We start from the raw sequence: 13,582 nt of genomic DNA on the forward strand, positions 1-13,582 counted from the left end.
CGCTCGTTCTCCTTCTCCAGCTCCTTAAGGCGCTTCATCTGGTCGGTCTTCAGCCCGCCAAACTCCTTGCGCCAGCGGTAATAGGTGAACTGCGTCACGCCGATCGACCGCACCGCTTCGGCCACCGATCGGCCTTGCGATACCAGCACGTCGACCTGCCGTAGCTTCGCGACGATCTCCTCAGGCTTGTGTCTCCTCTGTCCCATTCGTTCGTCCTCCATCTGGCTCGAAAGCCTACTTCAGGAAGGACCACTTTTCTGGGGGCAGACCAGGACGCCGTCCATGCCGTGCTGGCCGGCAACCGGAAGCAGCGGGCCGGGCGCACCCGGAGCACCGAGCCGGCGCTGCTGCGCGGGCTGATCTTCACCGAGACCGGCGCCGCGATGACGCCGCACCACACCAAGAAGGGCAACAGGCGCTACTGCTACTATGTCTCGATGGATATGATCCAGAAACGGCCGTTGGCCGAGTTGAGCGGGCCGCAGCGGCTGCCCGCGGCCATGGTCGAGGAAGCGGTCATCGGAGAAATCCGGCGGTTGCTGCGCACGCCGGAGGTCATTGCGCGCACCGCGAGGGCCCTGAAGAAGGAGCGGCCCGACCTCGACGAGGGCACCGTGACTGCGACGCTGACGCAGTTCGACGATCTCTGGAAGGCACTGATCCCGGCCGAGCAGGCCCGCGTTGTCCAGCTGCTCGTGGCACGTGTGACGGTGGGCGAGGACGGGCTCGACATCGACCTGCGCCATGACCGCCTCGGCGCGCTGGCCAGCTTGATGACGCCCGCGCAAGAGGATGCCGCCTGATGCCCGCGAACGAGGCGATCCGCGTCCACATCCCACTCACGGTGCGCAAACGCGGCGGCCGGCCACGCATCCTGCCACCGAAGGACATCGACACGTCGGACCCGCCGCCGGGACAGGATCCCCGCGTGCTGCGCGCCATCGGCCGGGCATGGGCGTGGCGGCAACGCATGGAGCGCGGCGAAATCACCACCATCGCCGATTGTGCCGCCGAGGAGGGCCTCTCCGACCGCTATGTCAGCTGCCTTCTGCGCTTGGCGTGGCTGGCGCCGGACGTCCTCGAGCGGTTGGTCGTGCGCCGCGAGCCCTGCGCGATCAGCCTCTATGACCTGTGCTTCGTGGCTTCCCTGCCGTGGGACGAGCATCCGGCGCGGGTGTTCGAGTAAGAGCAGACCGGTCTGGCTCTCGAACCGTGTTTCCGTGCGCCCGCCCAGTCCACCCGCCATGTTCGCTTGCGCGCGCTGGGTTTCTTTCCGCTGTGCAATTTAGTGTTCTGCATCTAGGGTCTAACCTTAACAGCTTGAGGTACCGCGACACCGATCCGTCCATCTTATCGATTGAATAAACCTATAGTCAGCCCGACATGACCCGCACCTTCACCAGCGCGACCGACGAAAGCGTAATCGAAATGATCCGTACTGCGAGCAGTCGGCTCGCTGTGATTGCACCTGGGGTGACGACGCCGGTAGCGAAGGCGATCGCAGAGCGGATGGCAGACCTTCCCTCTCTGTCGCTGACTGTGGTTTTGGACGCCGACCCGGAAGTCTGTCGCACGGGCTACGGTGACACCGAGGCACTGTCGATCATTCGCCACGCCAGCAAGGAATCGATGTTCGACCTGCGTGAGCAGCCAGGCGTCCGAATTGGCGTCATCATCTCGGATGAGCGCACGATGGTCTATGCGCCGGTAAGCCGGAACGTTGAAGCGGGTTCAACCTCAGCCGAGAGGCCAAACGCCATCGTTCTCGGCGGCCCTGCAACGGAGACGCTCGCGGTTGCCTCCGGCACTACCCCGCCGCCCGAGGCGCACCAACCAAACACCGAAACAGATCAGCAAGCCGATCAAGAGATCGGGCACGAGGCGCTCCGGCCCACCAGGGTCGAGGAGATGGAGGCAGATTTAAAGGCGAACCCGCCGCGCCCGTTTGATCTCACTCGTCGGCTGACGGTATTCGTGTCGGAGGTGCAGTTTTGTTGAACTTCGTCTCACGAACGCCATTCTCAGCTCGCGTAAGATTCGACTTCTCCCTCATTTCCTGAAGTTTGAAGATGCCGGATTGCGCCAGGAGATTGAGTCCACTCTGAAGATTCCCGTCGATCTCACTAACAAACTCGATGTGACCTTCGAGTCTTATCGTGGCGGGGAAAAGCTCAAGATTAGCGAAGCCGACCTGAAGCGCGAACGCGATGCCATCGAGCGAACGTTTTTCTACGACTGGAAAGGCCGTGGAAAGGTAATTCTTCGCAAGGACAAGGAGCAATTTAAACGTGAGCTTGATCGCCTGATGGCCATGACCGAGGCTTATCAGGCGGCCTTGCAAAGCCAATTCGAAGCCGAAAGGGAGAAGTTTCGCGATAGGATGGTCACCGAGTTCCTGGAATTCTGGAAGCAGTCACCTCCAGACAATCTCAAGAGACGCAACAGCGTAGACGAAGCCTCTTGCACGCAGGATATCGAGCGGGCAGCTGACCAGATGTTCGATAAGGCTGTCACGCTCGGTGCGCCCGATGCAAAAGATATCTACAAGGACATATCCATAGAGGACCTCAAGGACGAGGAGCTCATGGCAAGCCTACGAAAGCTGATGGAGGATGCAGGCGTTGACCGAGAAACCCTGCAGAAGCTCTTCCAGTCAGGTGACGCCGTTGCTGCGGACGGGACGTTCCTCTGACTTAGTCGGCCTCCACACAGCTTAGCTTTGATCCCGCTGATTGGCCCAGCCTGCCGCCGGCCGTTTTCGGAACGGCTTGTCGGGGTAGATCCCTTCAAACACCGCCATTGTTTCGCTCTTTTCAGCCAGGACCCCCATCCGCTGCGCCTCCTACGTGTTCGATCTCCGTTCCGCTCGATAGTGATGGAAACAGGGCACGCAGTTTTGGCGGTTTTGCAAATCAGGTCATTGGAAAGGCGCGGAAAATTTCAACCGAACCGGAATAGTCGCAGTTCGCCTGACCAGAGACGAGAGGCCATTCAGAGACGGAAATCGCTGTGCGCCCGCGTCTCAGCGGTTCGCACCCATCCGGCAAGACCCTTTGAAAACAGGAGAAAATCCGCCTCGGTTGGGCGGCATGAACGGGTTCGCAATGGTGATGGTGGCGGAGACGAAGGGATTCGAACCCTCGAGACGGTTTCCCGCCTACTCCCTTAGCAGGGGAGCGCCTTCGACCACTCGGCCACGTCTCCGTCGACCCGTCTAGTGGCTGGGGGGCGAAGACACAAGGCGGAAATGTTCCGGTTTGGCGAGCTTTTCGCGCGGCTTGCAGGGCCTCGACCGCGCGGCGCGGCGCGGGCGCGCGGTGCGATGAGAGGCAACTCCGACTGCGCGCGCGGGAGGGCGGCTTGCGGCCGCTCGGGAAGGGCGCCGGGCAGGTATCTGCGGCGACGCGCGGCCGGATCGGGCAAGGGTGCGGAGCCATCGCGCGAAGGGGGCTGCGGATCGCAGCGCGCTGCGTCGCCCGTCCGGGCGCGGGCCCGGCCTCCGGCCCGCCGGGACCGGCAGGCGGGGCGGCTGCGCGACGCGAAAACGCCGCGCCCGGAGGGGCGCGGCGTGGCATGCAGTGCGACGGGGCCGGCGGGCTCAGTCGCGGTCGAGACGCTCGTCGAGCTCGGACTTTTCCTGCACCGCGGGGCGGTCGGCCTGCTGTTCGTCCTCGGTCTCCAGCTCGTCGAGCTGGGCCGCGCCGATATCGTCGAAGAGCTCGGAGATCTCGAACTCGGCCTGGGCCTCTTCCTCGGCGGCCAGCTCCTGGATCGACTTGCCCTGGGCCTGGATCTCGGCCTCTTCCGGCGAGCGGGCGACGTTGAGGGTGATCGTGGTGATCACTTCCGGGTGCAGGTGCAACTCGACCTCGTGCAGGCCCAGCTCCTTGATCGGCTCGCGGATGATGACCTGCTTGCGGTCGACCTCGAAGCCGGCCTCCTTGCAGACATCGGCGGCGTCGCGGGTGGTCACCGAGCCGTAGAGGTTGCCGCCGTCGGAGGCCTGGCGGATGACCACGAACTGCTCGCCGCCGAGCTTCTCGGCGACCGCCTCGGCTTCCTTGCGGGTCTCGAGGTTGCGGGCCTCGAGATGCGCCTTCTCGGTCTCGAAGCGGGCGATGTTCTCCTTCGAGGCGGTCAGCGCCTTGCCCTGAAGCAGAAGGTAGTTGCGCGCATAGCCTGGCTTGACGTCGACGACGTCGCCCATCTGGCCGAGCTTGGCCACGCGTTCCAGCAGAATGACTTGCATTGTCCTCTCCTTACTTCACGGCGTAGGGCAGGAGGGCGAGGAAGCGGGCGCGCTTGATGGCGCGCGCGAGCTCGCGCTGCTTCTTCGAGCTGACCGCGGTGATCCGCGAGGGCACGATCTTGCCGCGCTCGGAGATGTAGCGCTGCAGCAGCTTGGTGTCCTTGTAGTCGATCTTGGGCGCATTGTCGCCGGAGAACGGGCAGACCTTGCGGCGGCGGAAGAACGGTTTTGCCATGTCTTTGCTCCTCTCTCGGGCGATCAGTTGCGGCGCTCGCGACGGCCGTCGCGCTCGTCGCGTTTCTGCATCTGGATCGAGGGGCCTTCGGCGTGCTCGTCGACCTTGATGGTCAGGACCCGCATCACGTCGTCGTGCAGACGCATCAGGCGTTCCATTTCCTGCACCGCGCTGGCCGGCGCGTCGGTGCGCAGGAAGGCGTAATGCCCCTTGCGGTTCTTGTTGATCTTGTAGGCCATGGTCTTCACGCCCCAGTACTCGCTTTCGACGAGCTTGCCGCCGTTGTCGGACAGCACGGTGGAGAAGTGTTCGATAAGACCTTCGGCCTGCGCGTTGGACAGGTCCTGGCGCGAGATGAAGACATGCTCATAGAGCGGCATGTGTCTGTTCCTGTGCTTGGCGCATTTCAAAGAGCGGGCTTCGCATCCTTCCGCGCCCGCTCACGAGAGCCTGCGCCGGTTCCACGTCATGCGGAAGGAGCGCTCCCCTTGGCATGGATGGTCCGGCGGCGCAAGGGGCGGAGGCGGCCAGTCACGCCAAGCCGGGGCGTGGCCGGAACGCCGCGCCCGGGGCGCGTCGCGGCGGGCGCCCCGGCGGCGCGTCGCATTTCCGCCACGATCGCGCCGCACTGCTCGACCCCATGCAGGCCTTGCGCTCCCCTTCCGCGCGCGCCGCGGCGCCCTGCCCGCGCGCGCCGTCCCCGGCCCTCGACGCGCCGGACCGCCGCGGCGGCGCGCTGGCGCGCCGGGTCGGGTTGCGCATGGCGGGGCTCGGCGCGCTGCTGGCCGCCGCCATCCTGGCGCTGGCCCCCTGGCCCGCGGCCGAGCCCGCCTTGGCGCTGTTGCGGCTCGCGCTGATCCTCGGCACCGGCGCCCTCGGGGCCCTCTGCCTCGCCGCGGTCATTCCGGCAACACCGGCGCGCCGCCGCGGCCCCGGCACTGGGCACCGCCGCGCACTACGCTAAGATCCGCTCATGCAGAGCGACAGCCCGGACATCCTCACCCCGCACGCCAAGAAGCCCACGCAGATGTCCGGGGCGGCTTGGTGGCAGATCGTCAAGCGGGTGTTCTGGGACGTGATCAACGACCACGTCTCGGTGGTGGCCGCCGGCGTCGCCTTCTTCGGCCTGCTGTCGATCTTTCCCGCCGCCACGGCGCTGATCTCGCTGGCCGGCTACGTGCTGCAGCCCGAGGACGTCCAGAGCCAGCTCGAATCGCTGGTCGACCTGCTGCCCGAGGATGCCGCGGCGATCATCTCGGACCAGGTGCTGCAGCTGACCGGGGGCGATTCCACCGCCACCGGCCTGGCGGCGCTCTTCGCGCTCCTGCTGACGCTCTACGGCGCGATGCGCGGGGTGAAGACGCTGATGGAGGGGATCAACATCGCCTACGGCGAACGCGAGACGCGGTCCTTCGTGCGGCTGAACCTGACCGCCATCGCGCTCACCCTGGTGCTGCTGATCGGGCTCATCGTGTCGCTCAACGTGGTGATCACGATCCCCGCCACCATGGCCTTCCTCGGCCTGCCGGCGGAGATCGAGCTGCTGGTCAGCGCGATCAAGTGGGTGGTGCTGACGGCGATGACGGTGGGCGGGCTGTCGCTGCTCTACCGCTTCGCCCCGGCGCGGCGCCATGCCCGCTGGCGCTGGGTCTCGCCGGGGGCAGTGGTGGCGACCTTCCTGTGGATGATCGGCACCGTGGGCTTCTCGGTCTATGTCAGCAATTTCGGCAGCTACAACGAGACCTACGGCGCCTTGGGCGGGGTGATCATCCTGCTGACCTGGCTCTGGCTCTCGGCCTTCATCGTGCTGCTGGGTGCCGAGCTCAATGCCGGCATCGAGCTGCAGACCCTGGCCGACACCACCGTGGGCCGCGAGCGGCCGATGGGCGAACGCGGCGCCTATGTCGCCGACACCTATCCCGGCGACCAGCGCCCGACGGCGCGCGAACTGGCCGAGGAAGTGGCCCCGGAACGCGAAACGGCGCCCCTGAAGAGGGCGCCGTCCCTGGGAAACTGAGAGCGGACCGGGCCGGCCGGACCGCGGAGGCGACGCTCAGGTCGCGTCCTTGATGAACTTCACCGCATCACCGAAGGTCTGGATGGTCTCGGCGGCATCGTCGGGGATCTCGATCCCGAACTCTTCCTCGAAGGCCATCACCAGCTCGACCGTATCGAGGCTGTCGGCGCCCAGATCGTCGATGAAGGAGGCGTTCTCGGTCACCTTCTCCTCTTCGACGCCCAGATGCTCGACGACGATCTTGCGCACGCGATCTTCGATGTCGCTCATGTTTTCTTCCTCATATCCGTTCGAGCCGCGCGGCCCGGATTTCCCTCGCCCCGAGGGGTGGTTGCAATTTGCCCGATCGGGCGGCGCCTCTCCCGCGGTGCTGGACCGGGACGCGGGCCCCCGCCTGCAAAGCCGGGGGCCCAAGCTGCGAGCGCCTATAGCATATGGGCCAGCGTTGGCAAACGCTTTCCCCGGACCGGAAAACGGCTTTCAGAGCATGGCCATTCCGCCGTTCACATGCAAGGTCGCGCCGGTCGTGTAGCCGGCTTCGGGGCTCGCCAGATACAGCACCGCGGCAGCGATTTCCTGCGCCGTTCCCATGCGGCCGGCGGGGATCGTGGTCATCAGCTTCGACTTCTGCTCCTCGGTAAGCTTGTCGGTCATCGCGGTCTCGATGAAGCCCGGCGCCACCGCGTTGACGGTGACCCCGCGGGTCGCCACCTCGGCGGCGAGCGATTTCGACATCGCCACCAGCCCGGCCTTGGCGGCGGCGTAATTGGCCTGGCCGGGATTGCCGATCGCGCCGACCACCGAGGAGACGTTGACGATCCGGCCCCAGCGCGCCTTCATCATGCCGCGCATCACGCCCTTGCAGAGCCGGAAGCTGGCCGTGAGGTTGACGTCGAGCACCGATTGCCAATCCTCGGCCGACATCCGCATGAACAGGTTGTCGCGGGTGATGCCGGCATTGTTGACGAGGATGTCGACCGCGCCCATCGCCTCGGCGGCGCGCTTGGGCAGCGCCTCCACCCCCTCGGCGTCGCTCAGGTTGCAGGGCAGGACATGCGCGCGCGCGCCAAGTTCCTGCGCCAGCGCCTCGAGCGGCGCCTCGCGGGTGCCGGACAGGCCGACGCTGGCCCCGGCGCCGTGCAGGACGCGGGCGATCTCGGCGCCGATGCCGCCCGAGGCGCCGGTGATCAGGGCGGATTTGCCGGTAAGGTCGAACATGAAATCTCTCCTGGAAATATGGTCTCGGACTCAGGCTTGCGCGGCCGCCCGGACATCCTCGGGGGTGCCGACGGTGCGGGTGGCGAGGCTGCGGTCGATGCGCCGGATCATCCCGGTCAGCGCCTTGCCGGCGCCGATCTCCCAGACCTCGCCGACGCCCTCCGCGGCGATCCGGACGACGCTCTCGCGCCAGCGCACGGCGCCGGTCACCTGGCGCACCAGGAGGTCGCGGATCTCGTCCGGGTCGGTGACCGGGGCCGCGGTCACGTTGGCGATGAGCGGCACGTTCGGGGCGTGGATCTCGACCTCGGCCAGGGCGGCGCGCATGGCCTCCGCGGCCGGCGCCATCAGCGCGCAGTGGAAGGGCGCGGAGACCGGCAGCAGCACGGCGCGCTTGGCGCCCTTTTCCTTGGCGATCTCCACCGCGCGCTCCACCGCGGCGCGGTGGCCCGACACCACCACCTGGGCCGGGTCGTTGTCGTTGGCGGCCTCGCAGACCTCGTCGCCGGCAGCTTCGAGGGCGACCGCGCGCACCGTCTCGAGGTCGAGCCCGAGGATTGCCGCCATGACGCCGGTGCCGACCGGGGTGGCCTCCTGCATGGCGCGGCCGCGGATGCGCAGGAGCCGCGCGCAATCGCCGATGCCGAGCGCCCCGGCGGCGGCCAGCGCGGAATATTCGCCCAGCGAATGGCCGGCCACGAAGGCGGCGTCGCCGATCCCCCTGCCCTCGGCCTCGAGCGCCCGCAGCGCGGCCAGCGAGGTCGCCATCAGCGCCGGCTGGGCGTTCGAGGTCAGCGTCAGGTCATCCTGCGCGCCCTCCCAGATCAGCGCGCTCAGCTTTTCGCCCAGCGCCGCGTCGACCTCGTCGAAGACCGCGCGGGCCTCGGGATAGGCCTCGGCCAGATCACGTCCCATTCCCACGCTCTGCGCGCCCTGCCCGGGAAACACGAAGGCTCGGCTCATCGCGGCTCTCCTCTGCATCGATGTTCTGGCGCCCTCCCATAGCGGCGGCAGTGCCATGGCGCAACGCGGCAGCGGCCCGGAGCGGCGCCCGAGCCCGCGGTCGGAGCGCAAAGCGCGGGCGGATAGCGCTGCGCCGCAGGCCAAGTTGGCGCTTGGGCCAGGGCCGCGGCTCGGCTAGGATGCACAAATCATAATGGGAGAATGTGATGATCAACAGGCGCAGCGTTCTGACCGGCGGGCTGGTCGCGGCCGGCGGCACCCTCGTGCCGCCGCTCGCGCGCTTTGCGGTGGCCGAACTGGCCCTGCCCTCGGGCCGGCTCACCACCGTCTCGGACGGCCACCTGGTGCTGCCGGAAAGCTTCGTGCTGGGCGATCTGCCGCGCGAGGAAGCCTCCGCGCTGCTGGCCGCGGCGGGTCTCAGCGCCGACGGGCTGGAGGCGCCCTGCAACCTTGCGCTCTGGCAGAGCGAGGCGCATGTCGTGCTCTTCGATGCCGGGTCGGGGCCGGGTTTCATGCCGAGCGCCGGGCGCATCGCGGAATCGCTCGCGGCGATCGACCTCGCCCCCGAGGATGTCACCCATGTCGTCTTCACCCATGGCCATCCCGACCATCTGTGGGGCGCGGTCGACGATTTCGACGAGCCGTTCTTCGCCGATGCCCGGCACTATATCGGCGCCGCCGAGGCCGAGTACTGGACCGATCCCGCGACCATCGAGAGCCTCGGCGCGGCGCGGCAGAGCTTTGCCGCCGGGGCGCTGCGCCGGATCGAGATCCTCGGCGACGGACTGACCCGGATCGGCGGCGGCGACGAGATCGTGCCGGGCCTCGCGGCGCTCGATCTGCCCGGCCACACCCCCGGCCACATGGGCCTGCGGCTGCGCGCCGGCGACACCTCCGCGCTGATCGTCGGCGATGCCATCGGCAACGGCCATCTGGCGCTGCTGCGGCCCGACTGGCCGAGCCCCGCAGATCACGACCCGGAGCAGGGCCGCGCCACCCGCACCGCCCTGCTCGAGGAACTGGCGGCGAGCGGCGAGACCATGGTGGGCTTTCACCTGCCGGAGGGCGGCATGGGCCGGATCACGCCCGCCGAGGAGGGTTACGCCTTCAGCCCGGCGTGACCCGCCGCCCGGCGGCGCGCGACGCGTCCCGGCCGGTCCGCGGTGGCCCGGGCCTGGCCCGGCCGGGACCGGACCGGCGCCCGCCCGCCCCGGGAGACACGCGAAAGCCCCGGACCGACGCGCGGTCCGGGGCTTTGACGGTCTTGCGGCAGCCGTTCGGCGCCGGGCTCAGGGCTTGATGTAGGTGTAGCCCATGGCCTGCAGGCGGGTCAGCTCGGCCACGCCGGAGGGCACGATGTCCTCGTCCCAGACGTCGTAGAGGTCGTTCTGGGCGTCGATCTCGCGGCCGGTCAAAGTGTTCTGGCAGACGTTGAAGCGGACGTTCTGGCCCTTCAGCGAGGCCACCGCGGTCTGCAGCTTGTCGTCGCCCGTGGCCTGCTTCAGCAGGTCGACGCCGTCGCCGTGCAGCACCACCGCCAGCTCCAGATTCTCGGCCCCCACGGCGTTGATGTGGTTCTGGATGTTGCGCATGGCGCCCAGATATCCCGCGTCGCCGTTGATGTGGTAGACCACCTTCTGCTTGCCGTAGCGCTCGGTGTCCTGCGCCAGCACGGGCGCTGCGAGGGCCATGATGAAGGCCAGTGCCAGTCCGATCAGCGTTCGCATTCCGGGTTCTCCCTCAAACGATTGCGGCCGCGGGGCTTACGGTGCCCCGACGGCCTCCTTGGAAATGTCCGTCAGCAGGTCCTCGACCTTCTGCATCGGCCCGTCGGGATAGTCGGCATGCCCAACGATGACCTCGTCGCCCCGTTCTGCGACGAAGATCCCGTAGGGGCAATGCACGATGTTCATCGGATCGGCCTCCATCACCTCGCGGCTCACCACCGCGGAGCAGAAGATGAAGATGTCGGCCTCCTCGAAGATCTTGGTCGACGACCCGACATCCTCGCCGGTGCGGTTGAGCATCTCGCCCACATGGCTGGTATAGTCGATCACCAGGCCGCGATTGACGATGGCGCTCTCCACCGCGAAGGCGGCATCGTCGAAGCTGCCGTCGAACGGGTAGGTGATGGCCTCGCCGGCGGCCGCGCCGGAGGCCGCCAGGACAAGGGCGGGGGCCAGGAATTTCAGCATCGGGTCTCCTCCTGCTTCGGGCCCTGCGGGCCCAGTTCTGGAACCGTCCCCCGGCGGGGTGCCGGGGAACGGGCCGCGTCTCGGAGCCGCTGCCGCGCCCCCGGGATCACTCCGCCGAGGCGGAGCGCAGATAGGCCAGCAGCGCCTCGACATCCTTGTCCTTGCGCAGGCCGGCAAAGGACATCTTGGTGCCCGGATAGGTGCCGCGCGGATCGGCCAGGAACGCGGCCAGGTGCTCGGCGGTCCAAGTCTCGCCGCTGCCGGCCGCCTCGGCAAGCGCATCGGAATAGCCGAACCCGTCCAGCCCGCCGACGGTGCGGCCGATCACGCCGTTGAGATGCGGACCGACGCGGTTCGACGCGCCCTCGCCGATCTGGTGGCAGGCCTGGCACTTGCGGAACACCTTCTCGCCCTGCCCGACCAGTTCGGGGTCGAGCGCGGCGGTCTCGGCTTCGGGCGCGGCCTGCTCTGCCTCCGGCGCTTCCGCCGCGGCGCCGGCCGTGTCCCCCGCCGGCGCCTCGGCGGCCGCCCCGGCCGCACTGTCTTCGGCGGCCGCCCCGGCCGCGCTGTCTTCGGCGGCTGCCCCGGCCGCGCTGTCTTCGGCGGCGGCGACCTGCACCGTCTCCTCGGACCCGGCCTCGGAGGCCGCCGCATCGCCGCCGCCCCCGGTATCCGGCGTCACGTCGAGCACCTGCGCGCGCTTGGTGATCTCGACGCCGTCCTTGCAATTCTCCATGCAGGCCTCGCCGGAGAATTCCGGCAGTTCGGTTTCGGCGCGGTCGTCCATGAAGAATCCGCCCTCGTTCGGCATCTCGACCTCGGAGAAGGTCGCCTTGGAGAGCACGAAATCGTCCTCGACCACCTGGTTGAGGTAAAGGATGTAGGCGGTGATCGCGTAGACCTCGTCGGCGCTCAGCGACTGCGCGTTGCCGAAGGGCATGGCGCGGTGGACGTAGTCCCAGACCGTCGACAGATAGGGCCAGTAGGACCCCACGGTCTTCACCGGATCCTCGCCGTCGAGCGTGTCGAAGCCCATGGCGAGCTGCGGCCAGCGGCCCACCGCCTCGCCGAAATCGCCGTGACAGGAGGCGCATTGCGCCACGTAGACCTCCTCGCCGGTCCGGACGTCACCCTCGCCCTCGGGCAGGCCGGCGCCGTCGGGGCGGATGTCGATGTCCCAGGCCGCGACCTCTTCCGGCAAGGCAGCGCGGCCCAGCCCGAAGCCGCCCTCGGGGGTCTCCGGCGCGGCGGCGGCCTCGGTGGTGGCCGCCATGCCGCCGCCATTGCCCGCGGCGGCCTCGGGGGCCGCCTCCTCGGCATTGGCGGCGGCGACGAGCGTCACCGCGCCGCGGGCCGGCGCCGGCAGGTCGACGACGAACTGGTCGGCGAGGATGTAGGCCGAGCCGAGAAGCCCCGCGACGCCCAGTCCGGTCGGAGCGAAAATCTTAAGAAACTTCGACATTCTCGGCCTCCCCGCGCTCGTTCACGGCCCAGGTCTGGATGCCGTTGTTGTGGTAGATGGAATTCTCGCCGCGGATCTCGCGCAGCGCGTTCTTGGTCGGCTGCACGTATCCCGTCGAGTCGTGCGCCCGGCTCTGCAGCAGCAGCGGCCGCCCGTCCCAGTCGAATTCGTGGTAGAAGCGGTGCATCGACTTGTCGAAGCTCGGCCCCGACATGCGGGCCTGCACCCAAGTCCTGCCGCCATCCAGCGTGACGTCGACGCGCGGGATGGTGCCGCGGCCGGACCAGGCGATGCCGGTGATCACCGTGCGGCCCGGGCCATGCGCGATCGGCGCCTGCGGCGACGGGCTGGTGATCACCGACTTGGCGTCCATCTCCCAGGTGAAGCGCCGTGCCGCGCCATTGGCCAGGAGGTCGGTGTATTTCGACGTCTCCTCGCGGTGATGCCAGGGCTGGTCGCCGATCTCGAGCCGGCGCAGCCACTTCACCCACATGTTGCCTTCCCAGCCCGGCACCACCAGCCGCACCGGGTAGCCCTGTTCCGGGCGCAGCGCCTCGCCGTTCATCTTGAAGGCCACGAGGCAATCGTCGAGCGCCTTCTCCAGCGGAATCGACCGGGTCATCGCAGAGGCGTCGGCGCCCTCGGCCAGCAGCCACTTGCCCTCGGTCTTGACCCCGGCCTCCTCGAGCAGCAGCCGCAGCGGCACGCCGGTATAGACGACATTGTGGATCATGCCGTGGGTGAACTGCACGCCGTTGAGCTGCGCGCCGCGCCATTCCATGCCGCTGTTGGCGGCGCATTCGAGGAAGTAGACCCGGTTCTCGCGCGGGAAGCGCATCAGGTCCTGCAGGGTGAAGACCATCGGCGTCTCGACGAGCCCGTTGATCATCAGCCGGTAGGCGCCGGGGTCGAGCTCGGCGATGCCGGCATGGTGGCGCTCGAAGCACAGCCCGTTCGGGGTGATGATGCCGTCGAGCTCGTGGATCGGCGTGAAGTTCACCGAGGAGACCGGGTCGGCGGTGAGCCAGGGCACGTCGCGGCGGACGACATGCGCCTCGTGCTCCGACGGCAGGCCGTAGGGCCGCGCATCGACGCCCTCGCCGGGATATTGCGCCCAGGGCTGCACTTCGGTGATCGCCGGGTCGGGCGACGCGGCCTGCGCCCGGGCGGCGAGGGTCGCCCCCCCGGCCGCCAGCGCGCCGGTCAGGAAGCGGCGCCGCGAGGGATCTCGGGTCTCGGTCAT

At 68.2% G+C, this 13,582-nt stretch carries 18 protein-coding genes and 1 tRNA gene; 7 read left to right on the forward strand and 12 right to left on the reverse strand.

What is annotated here, in order from left to right; all coding sequences use genetic code 11:
• On the reverse strand, positions 1–206 hold a 206-nt coding region (locus ACXYMW_RS13790), incomplete at its 3' end, for a transposase (protein WP_459035960.1).
• 81 nt (positions 207–287) lie between these two features.
• On the opposite strand from ACXYMW_RS13790, the gene ACXYMW_RS13795 reads away from it, so the two are divergent.
• From ACXYMW_RS13795 to ACXYMW_RS13810, 4 genes are all read left to right on the forward strand, one after another.
• Positions 288–803, forward strand: a complete 516-nt coding sequence (locus tag ACXYMW_RS13795; protein WP_459035906.1) for a recombinase zinc ribbon domain-containing protein — start codon at positions 288–290, stop codon at positions 801–803.
• Complete coding sequence (locus ACXYMW_RS13800; protein ID WP_459035907.1) at positions 803–1,186, forward strand: hypothetical protein; 384 nt, start codon at positions 803–805, stop codon at positions 1,184–1,186. The genes ACXYMW_RS13795 and ACXYMW_RS13800 overlap by 1 nt, the downstream gene beginning before the upstream one ends.
• 197 nt (positions 1,187–1,383) lie before the next feature.
• Entirely contained in the window at positions 1,384–1,998 is a 615-nt protein-coding gene (locus ACXYMW_RS13805; protein WP_459035908.1) for a hypothetical protein, read from the forward strand.
• A gap of 79 nt (positions 1,999–2,077) precedes the next feature.
• Entirely contained in the window at positions 2,078–2,692 is a 615-nt protein-coding gene (locus tag ACXYMW_RS13810) for a hypothetical protein (RefSeq protein WP_459035909.1), read from the forward strand.
• Positions 2,693–3,114: 422 nt separating this feature from the next.
• Here the strand turns inward: ACXYMW_RS13810 and ACXYMW_RS13815 are convergent.
• The 4 genes from ACXYMW_RS13815 to rpsF all read right to left on the reverse strand — a co-directional run bounded on the left by ACXYMW_RS13815 (position 3,115) and on the right by rpsF (position 4,864).
• Positions 3,115–3,204: transfer RNA gene (locus ACXYMW_RS13815), tRNA-Ser, on the reverse strand.
• A gap of 394 nt (positions 3,205–3,598) precedes the next feature.
• Positions 3,599–4,249 carry a 50S ribosomal protein L9 gene (gene rplI, locus ACXYMW_RS13820; protein ID WP_459035910.1) on the reverse strand — a complete coding sequence of 217 codons (651 nt, stop codon included), beginning with the start codon at positions 4,247–4,249 and terminating at the stop codon, positions 3,599–3,601.
• Between the two features lie 10 nt (positions 4,250–4,259).
• Positions 4,260–4,484 carry a 30S ribosomal protein S18 gene (rpsR, locus tag ACXYMW_RS13825; RefSeq protein WP_459035911.1) on the reverse strand — a complete coding sequence of 75 codons (225 nt, stop codon included), beginning with the start codon at positions 4,482–4,484 and terminating at the stop codon, positions 4,260–4,262.
• Between the two features lie 23 nt (positions 4,485–4,507).
• Positions 4,508–4,864, reverse strand: a complete 357-nt coding sequence (gene rpsF, locus ACXYMW_RS13830) for a 30S ribosomal protein S6 (protein WP_459035912.1) — start codon at positions 4,862–4,864, stop codon at positions 4,508–4,510.
• Positions 4,865–5,124: 260 nt separating this feature from the next.
• Here rpsF and ACXYMW_RS13835 point away from each other — a divergent pair, with 260 nt between their 5' ends.
• Both ACXYMW_RS13835 and ACXYMW_RS13840 read left to right on the forward strand, forming a co-directional pair.
• Entirely contained in the window at positions 5,125–5,448 is a 324-nt protein-coding gene (locus ACXYMW_RS13835) for a hypothetical protein (protein ID WP_459035913.1), read from the forward strand.
• 9 nt (positions 5,449–5,457) lie between these two features.
• Positions 5,458–6,501, forward strand: coding sequence for a YihY/virulence factor BrkB family protein (locus ACXYMW_RS13840; RefSeq protein ID WP_459035914.1), 1,044 nt, complete (start codon positions 5,458–5,460; stop codon positions 6,499–6,501).
• Between the two features lie 36 nt (positions 6,502–6,537).
• Here the strand turns inward: ACXYMW_RS13840 and ACXYMW_RS13845 are convergent, their stop codons facing one another.
• From ACXYMW_RS13845 to fabD, 3 genes are all read right to left on the reverse strand, one after another.
• Positions 6,538–6,771 (reverse strand): acyl carrier protein, encoded by a 234-nt coding sequence (locus tag ACXYMW_RS13845; RefSeq protein ID WP_459035915.1) that lies wholly within the window; start codon positions 6,769–6,771, stop codon positions 6,538–6,540.
• Positions 6,772–6,981: 210 nt separating this feature from the next.
• A complete protein-coding gene (gene fabG, locus ACXYMW_RS13850) occupies positions 6,982–7,719 on the reverse strand; it encodes a 3-oxoacyl-[acyl-carrier-protein] reductase (RefSeq protein ID WP_459035916.1) in 738 nt (245 codons plus the stop codon).
• Positions 7,720–7,749: 30 nt separating this feature from the next.
• Positions 7,750–8,682, reverse strand: coding sequence for an ACP S-malonyltransferase (gene fabD, locus ACXYMW_RS13855; RefSeq protein WP_459035917.1), 933 nt, complete (start codon positions 8,680–8,682; stop codon positions 7,750–7,752).
• Between the two features lie 206 nt (positions 8,683–8,888).
• Here fabD and ACXYMW_RS13860 point away from each other — a divergent pair, with 206 nt between their 5' ends.
• Positions 8,889–9,803, forward strand: a complete 915-nt coding sequence (locus ACXYMW_RS13860; RefSeq protein ID WP_459035918.1) for an MBL fold metallo-hydrolase — start codon at positions 8,889–8,891, stop codon at positions 9,801–9,803.
• Between the two features lie 168 nt (positions 9,804–9,971).
• Here the strand turns inward: ACXYMW_RS13860 and ACXYMW_RS13865 are convergent, their stop codons facing one another.
• From ACXYMW_RS13865 to soxC, 4 genes are all read right to left on the reverse strand, one after another.
• On the reverse strand, positions 9,972–10,409 hold the full coding sequence (locus tag ACXYMW_RS13865; protein ID WP_459035919.1) for a DsrE family protein: 438 nt from the start codon (positions 10,407–10,409) through the stop codon (positions 9,972–9,974).
• A 36-nt stretch (positions 10,410–10,445) separates the two neighbouring features.
• Positions 10,446–10,877: a DUF302 domain-containing protein gene (locus ACXYMW_RS13870; RefSeq protein WP_459035920.1), complete on the reverse strand. Its 432-nt coding sequence runs from the start codon at positions 10,875–10,877 to the stop codon at positions 10,446–10,448.
• Positions 10,878–10,983: 106 nt separating this feature from the next.
• Positions 10,984–12,339 (reverse strand): c-type cytochrome, encoded by a 1,356-nt coding sequence (locus tag ACXYMW_RS13875; protein WP_459035921.1) that lies wholly within the window; start codon positions 12,337–12,339, stop codon positions 10,984–10,986.
• Positions 12,323–13,582 carry a sulfite dehydrogenase gene (gene soxC, locus ACXYMW_RS13880; RefSeq protein ID WP_459035922.1) on the reverse strand — a complete coding sequence of 420 codons (1,260 nt, stop codon included), beginning with the start codon at positions 13,580–13,582 and terminating at the stop codon, positions 12,323–12,325. Before soxC ends, ACXYMW_RS13875 begins: the two co-directional genes overlap by 17 nt.

Source organism: Roseivivax sp. CAU 1761, from assembly GCF_054482755.1.